Here is a 4,202-nt window from a genome sequence, read left to right on the forward strand (position 1 = left end):
CCGGGGTGTTCATCCTGACCGGCATATTCGCCCTCGTCACCGCCCCGGTGATCGCCCAACGGGTCGGCCAGCTGGCCTACCGGGAGAGCAACGCTCGCGAAGATCTGCTCGCCGTCGACGCGCTCCGGGAGCGCACCGAGGCCGACGCCGGTGAACCCGACTCAGGTCAGCACTAGCCCGCTCGGTGTCGAGTGAGCGCGCGCTTTTTATCCTGGCGCGTCAGATCTTCCGCTGGCAGTGTGGAAAGAGTGAATCAGACGGCCATGGTGATCACCGCGGTGCTCTGGCCGCTCGTGGGTGTCCTAGCGGGCTTGTGGATGGCGCGGCGGGGTTACAGCCTGCTGTGGGCGCTGGTCGCGGTGCCCTTTGGCCCGCTCTTTCTGCCGATCGCGGCCGAGCGGGTGCGTCGGCGCCCCGGGGTTGCCGAGACCGGTTCGGGGGGAGTGCCGCCGACCGAATCCGATACAACCCCCGGGCCGCGCGTGCTGGTCGGATTGGATGGCTCCGCCGACTCCGAGCGCGCGCTGGCGACCGTCCTTCGGCTGCTTCGGCCACAAGGCGGACTGCTGGTGCTGGCCGAAGTGATCCCGTTCGACTCGGCTGAAAGGGTCACGAGCGGCGACATCGATGCCGCCTCCGCTCGCCTGGCCGACGAGGCCGCCGGCATCGACACCGCCGCGACACTGCATGCCGAGGTGCTCACCGGTCCGCCGGGGCCGGCGTTGCGCCGATACGCCGGTCAGCACGACATTGATCTGCTCGTCGTCGGCCGGCACGGCTCAGGGTTGTCGACCCGACTGCTGGGCAGCGTGTCCGCTGACCTGATCGAGAATTCGTCGGTGCCGGTGTTGGTGATCGAGCCACAGAATCAGCCCCAGTCATGACTCGCGTGAGTCCCCGCTGGACTGAACGCGTTATCCCTGGCTCTCTGCCAGACCGATGCACGTCCCGAGGTGCTGCGGAGTACAGGGAATTCCGTCCACGGAGGGCAGCTCGTTGGGTCCGCCGCCGTACACCGCCCCGAAGTGCGGGGGTGCGACCGGGACAACCTGACCACTGCTAGAGGTTCCGCTGACGCACACCCCGGCGAAGTCACTGGGCACCGTCCCGGCAGGGCACGCTGCCGCCGGCGCGGCGGTCACGCCCGCCGCGGCGCCGATCAACAGCGCGCACGCCCCGGTGCAGATCACAAGTTTCACGGTGTGAGCCTAGTGCGCGGTTATATCGTGCGGGCTGATGTGCCCGGCTGGGCCGGGCGTCGTCACCGGGCCAGGAAGGACCGATGCCGCCATGAATTCGGTCGCCGAATTCGACTTCGTCATCGTCGGCGCCGGCAGCGCGGGCTGCCTGCTGGCCAACCGGCTCAGCGCCAACCCCGACCATCGCGTGCTGCTGATCGAAGCCGGCGGCGACGACGACTGGTTCTGGATCAAGGTCCCGGTGGGTTACCTCTACACCATCGCCAACCCGCGCACCGACTGGTGTTTCAGCACCGAGACTGATCCGGGTCTGGCTGGCCGCAGCATTCACTACGCGCGGGGCCGGGTGATCGGCGGCAGCTCGTCGATCAACGCCATGATCCACATGCGTGGTCAGGCCTGCGATTACGACCTGTGGGCGGCGGCCACCGGTGACGAGCGGTGGCGCTGGGGTGGCCCGGACCGCCCGGGGCAGACGCTGGCGATCTACAAGGAGCTGGAGGACTACTTCGGCGGGCCCGACGCGTGGCACGGCGCCGGGGGAGAGATCCGCGTCGAGCGGCCGCGGGTGCGCTGGAAGATATTGGACGCTTGGCAGGCAGCCGCCGCCGAGGTGGGCATCTCCCCGATCGACGAGTTCAACCGGGGCGACAACGCCGGCAGCGCCTACTTTCACGTCAACCAGAAGCGAGGCCGCCGCTGGTCGATGGCGGACGCGTTCCTGCATCCGGTCGCCCACCGGCCCAACCTCACCGTCTACACCAACACCCAGGCCGTGCGGCTGCTGCTGGACGATCAGGTCGGCGAGCATCAGCGTCACGGCGCGTGGACCGCCGCGCGGCACCGCGTCACCGGCCTGCGGCTGCTCAAGGACGGCCGGCTGGTCGACATCGCCGCCCGCCGGGAGGTGATCCTGAGCGCCGGAGCCGTCGGCTCGCCGCATCTGATGCAGGTCTCCGGCCTGGGTCCGGCCGGCCTGCTGCGCGACCATCAGGTGCCGGTGGCCGTCGATCTGGCGGGGGTGGGCGAGAACCTGCAGGACCACTTACAGCTGCGCACGGTGTTCCGGATACACGGCGCGCGCACGGTGAACACGCTGTACCGCAACTGGTTCAGCCGGGCGGGCATGGGACTGCAGTACCTGGCGCTGCGATCAGGTCCCATGACCATGCCGCCGTCCACGCTGGGGGCGTTCGCCAAGAGTGACCCGGCGCTGGCCAGTGCCGATCTGGAGTGGCATGTGCAGCCGTTGTCGTTGCCGAAGTTCGGTGAACCCCTGCACAAGTTCGGGGCGATCACTCCCTCGGTGTGTAACCTGCGACCCAGCTCGCGGGGACAGGTGCGCATGGCCAGTGCGGATCCGCTTGTGGCCCCGACGATTTCCTGCAACTACCTGTCCACCGATGCCGACCGTCACGCCGCGGTGCGCGGCCTGCGGATGACCCGGCAGATCATGGCGGCGCCGGCGCTGGCCCGCTACCGCCCGCAGGAGGTGCTGCCCGGTCCGCACCTCAACAGCGACGACGATCTCCAGCGCGCGGCCGGCGAACTGGGGACGACGATCTTCCACCCGGTGGGCACCGCCGCGATGGGAGCCTTTGACACCCAGGGCAATCCACGCTCGGCAGCCACCGTGCTCGACACCGACTGCCGCGTGCATCGCGTGGCCGGACTGCGCGTGGTCGACGCCTCAGCGATGCCCACCATCACCTCGGGCAACACCAACGCCCCGGTGATGCTCATCGCCGAGCGGGCAGCGCGGGCGATCATGGGCTGATTGGGCTCAGCGCAGCTTCACCAGCCGGGTGGTCGAGGTCTCGTCGAGTTCCACGACGTCGCCGCGGGAGCGCAGGAAGTCGCTGAACGACTTGAAGCCCAACGACTTTTCCGAGAACGACGGGTCCATCCGCTTCATCTGCGCCTTGACCTCCGAGTTGTGCTGCCACTCGACGTCGTCCTTCTCCAGGCTGATCTGCAGGGCGCGGGTGAGCAGCGCGGTGGCCGCGGCTTGCGGGTCCGGGGGTGCGGGCTCGGTGGACTTCCTTGCGCGCGTGGGCTTGCCGGCCTCGGGCTGCTCGGCGTCGGCGGCCGGGGCGAACACCGGCACCCCGGGCAGGGAGTCGTAGATGACGAAGTCGTCGCAGGCCGCCGCCAGTGCCCGGCTCGACGACCCGGCCACCCCGATGCCCACGACGTAGCGGCCCAGCCGCTTGCACCGCTGGGCCAGCGGGATGTAGTCCGAATCGCCGGCGACGATCACCACGTGGGTGAGGTCGGGCAGCCGGAACATGTCCTCCACGGCGTCCACGGCCAGCCGGATGTCGGCGCCGTTCTTGCCATAGGCCGCCGCCGGGAAGAGCTGCACCAGGTCCACCGCCCGGCCCACCAGCTGCTCGCGGTATTCGGCGTTGACCCCGGCCGACCAGTCCGCATACGCCCGGGTGAGCACCACGGTGCCGAACGACGACGCGAAGTCCAGGATCGCGCCCACGTCGACCCGCGCGCGGGCCAGGCGCGCCGGTTCCAGGCCCTTGGTCTTGTCGCGCTGAAAAGAGTTGCGGCCGTTGACCTGGTCGTACCGCGAGATCACGATGTTGTCGAAATCGAGGTACACCGCGACGCGGGCCGCGCTGGTTTCGGTCATCTGCCTGAGTCTTCACTATGTCGTGCTGGCTTGGGAGCGTTGATCTAGAATCGCTCTGCTTGTATAGAATCACGATCATGGCGCTGAGTATCAAAGACCCCGAAGCCGACCGGCTGGCCAGGGAACTGGCGGCCCGCACCGGTGAGACCTTGACCGAGGCGATCGTGGTGGCGTTGCGGGAACGGCTGGCTCGTGAAACCGGGCGGACCAGAGCCGTCCCGCTCAGTGATGAACTGGCGGCGATCCGCCGACGCTGTTCGGCCTTGCCGGTGCTCGACGACCGCTCCGCGGACGAGATCCTCGGCTTCGACCACCACGGACTGCCCGGCTGATGGTGCTCGACACCTCGGCACTGGTCG

At 68.9% G+C, this 4,202-nt stretch carries 5 protein-coding genes; 3 read left to right on the top strand and 2 right to left on the bottom strand.

Annotated features, from left to right (window positions below; genetic code table 11):
* Positions 1–248: 248 nt before the first annotated feature.
* Positions 249–884, top strand: coding sequence for a universal stress protein (locus ADBZ6I_RS16360; protein ID WP_526385695.1), 636 nt, complete (start codon positions 249–251; stop codon positions 882–884).
* A 30-nt stretch (positions 885–914) separates the two neighbouring features.
* On the opposite strand, the gene ADBZ6I_RS16365 is transcribed toward ADBZ6I_RS16360, so the two are convergent.
* Positions 915–1,199 carry a hypothetical protein gene (locus ADBZ6I_RS16365; RefSeq protein ID WP_526385697.1) on the bottom strand — a complete coding sequence of 95 codons (285 nt, stop codon included), beginning with the start codon at positions 1,197–1,199 and terminating at the stop codon, positions 915–917.
* A gap of 91 nt (positions 1,200–1,290) precedes the next feature.
* On the opposite strand from ADBZ6I_RS16365, the gene ADBZ6I_RS16370 reads away from it, so the two are divergent.
* On the top strand, positions 1,291–2,976 hold the full coding sequence (locus tag ADBZ6I_RS16370; RefSeq protein WP_526385703.1) for a GMC family oxidoreductase: 1,686 nt from the start codon (positions 1,291–1,293) through the stop codon (positions 2,974–2,976).
* A gap of 6 nt (positions 2,977–2,982) precedes the next feature.
* On the opposite strand, the gene ADBZ6I_RS16375 is transcribed toward ADBZ6I_RS16370, so the two are convergent.
* The gene (locus tag ADBZ6I_RS16375) at positions 2,983–3,843 is read right to left on the bottom strand and encodes an NYN domain-containing protein (RefSeq protein WP_526385699.1); all 861 of its coding nucleotides are present in this window, start codon (positions 3,841–3,843) and stop codon (positions 2,983–2,985) included.
* 77 nt (positions 3,844–3,920) lie between these two features.
* Here ADBZ6I_RS16375 and ADBZ6I_RS16380 point away from each other — a divergent pair, with 77 nt between their 5' ends.
* Positions 3,921–4,175, top strand: coding sequence for a type II toxin-antitoxin system VapB family antitoxin (locus tag ADBZ6I_RS16380; RefSeq protein WP_526385701.1), 255 nt, complete (start codon positions 3,921–3,923; stop codon positions 4,173–4,175).
* Positions 4,176–4,202: the final 27 nt, after the last annotated feature.

It is taken from the genome of Mycobacterium sp., from assembly GCF_044342925.1.
Taxonomy (GTDB): Bacteria; Actinomycetota; Actinomycetes; order Mycobacteriales; family Mycobacteriaceae; genus Mycobacterium.

Excerpts from the sequence above, each read along its gene's own strand:
- ADBZ6I_RS16370 (WP_526385703.1), top strand. The coding sequence starts at position 1,291 with ATGAATTCGGTCGCCGAATTCGACTTCGTCATCGTCGGCGCCGGCAGC.
- ADBZ6I_RS16375 (WP_526385699.1), bottom strand. The coding sequence starts at position 3,843 with ATGACCGAAACCAGCGCGGCCCGCGTCGCGGTGTACCTCGATTTCGAC.
- ADBZ6I_RS16380 (WP_526385701.1), top strand. The coding sequence starts at position 3,921 with ATGGCGCTGAGTATCAAAGACCCCGAAGCCGACCGGCTGGCCAGGGAA.